This window comes from Desulfobacter curvatus DSM 3379 (assembly GCF_000373985.1).
Taxonomy (GTDB): Bacteria; Desulfobacterota; Desulfobacteria; order Desulfobacterales; family Desulfobacteraceae; genus Desulfobacter; species Desulfobacter curvatus.
The window spans coordinates 1-1624 of sequence record NZ_KB893021.1; the positions used below are offsets into that span (position 1 = coordinate 1).

Below are 1624 nucleotides of genomic sequence, written 5' to 3' on the forward strand. Positions count from 1 at the left end.
CGATTTATGGCATAATTACGGCAAAGGCCCGCAGGCACCATGAATGTCAGCTTCCACTGGTTGCCTGATTGCTACAAAACTTCAGACTGTCAAGAGATAAGGTGAAAACCATAAATTACTGCTCGCCGTTAAAGACGTTTGAGTACATGGCAACAGGCAGGACTATCGTCGGCCACGCATTCCCTACAATAAAGGAAGTCCTGGAAAACGGGAAGAATGCATTATTGGCAAATCCGAATTCTTTTGATGAATTAAAAAATAAACTTAATATCGCTTTAACGCTTGATGAGAAGTCTGAAATCGGCCGCAATGCCCGAATCCTTGCTTATCAAAAATATTCCTGGCGTCAGCGCGCTATATCAATACTAAAATATTCAGGTTGTCGTTAGTGAATATTCAGGTTTTAGGGTATTAGTTATCGGGGATTTTCATTTGTAAACGCTGATTGGAAAAGGAAAAATTTCTGGGTTTTGTCCTGAATAAACAGAAATAATCATGTATACACAGTTTTTCAATCTTAAAGAAAAGCCTTTTAACCTGGTTCCCAACCCCAATTACCTCTATGTCAGTTCAAGGCACCAGAATGCCATGGCCTTTCTGGAGTATGGGCTGTCGGAAAAAATCGGGTTTGTCATGCTCACCGGGGAAATCGGCATCGGCAAAACAACATTGATCCGTCACCTGCTCAACAAGATCGAAGGGGATATGGATGTTGGGGTTGTGTTCAACACCAATGTCTATTCCAATGACCTGATTTACCTGATCCTGAATGAGTTTGAAGTGCCTTATGAGGACGGAATCAGCAAAGCCAGGGCCTTGGACATATTTTATAAATTCTTAATTGAAAAATATGCGGACGGCCGCAACGTCCTGCTCATTATTGATGAGGCCCAGAACCTTTCCCATGAGGTTTTGGAAGAGATCCGCATGTTGTCCAATCTCCAGACCGACGAGGATCTTCTGATTCAGATCATGATCGTGGGCCAGCCCAACCTCCGGGAAATGATTGAAAACCCCAAGCTGGAGCAGTTTGCCCAACGCATATCGGTCAGCTACCACCTGGCGGCCATGGACATCAAGGAAACCAAAGCCTATATTTCCCACAGAATCTCCAGAGCCGGTGGAGACCCTTGCCTTTTCCCTTCCGATGTGGTCGAAAAAATCCATGAAATTTCCGGTGGCATTCCCCGGACCATTAATCTTTTATGCGATGCCGTGCTGGTATATGCCTATGCCGATGATAAAAGGGCCATCACCCGGGATCTGCTCGACCAGGTAGTTGAGGACAAGGGGGGGCTGGGAATTTTTACCAAAGAGCGGCAAAGGCAAAAGAGTCCGGCCCCGGTGCCTGAAATTGAATCCGTACCGAATGATGCGCTTTGGAACCGGATTGCAACCCTGGAGCAGCGCATGGACCACATGGCCGAATCCGTTGAAAAAGAATTAAGCCGTGTGTCGGCCAAGGCTGAAGGCTTCAGGGATGACCTCATCGACGAATTGAAAAAACAGCTTGAAAAAGAACAGGCCCGATATAACCCCCATGTCCTAGCGGACACAACGAAGCATGAAACACTTGCAAATTTTGAAAAATGGTCATAGCTATCAAATTTTTTTTTCGACCAAG

The 1624-nt window shown here is 45.6% G+C and carries 2 protein-coding genes; both read left to right on the forward strand.

Annotation, left to right across the window (positions count from 1 at the left end; translation table 11 throughout):
- Nucleotides 1-101 precede the first annotated feature (101 nt).
- Nucleotides 102-389 (forward strand): glycosyltransferase, encoded by a 288-nt coding sequence (locus tag B147_RS0109450; protein ID WP_020586966.1) that lies wholly within the window; start codon nucleotides 102-104, stop codon nucleotides 387-389.
- Between the two features lie 106 nt (nucleotides 390-495).
- The gene (locus tag B147_RS27990) at nucleotides 496-1599 is read left to right on the forward strand and encodes an ExeA family protein (RefSeq protein ID WP_020586967.1); all 1104 of its coding nucleotides are present in this window, start codon (nucleotides 496-498) and stop codon (nucleotides 1597-1599) included.
- Nucleotides 1600-1624: the final 25 nt, after the last annotated feature.

Bases quoted from the DNA above. Each gene is read 5' to 3' on its own strand.
- B147_RS27990 (WP_020586967.1), top strand. From the start codon at position 496: ATGTATACACAGTTTTTCAATCTTAAAGAAAAGCCTTTTAACCTGGTT.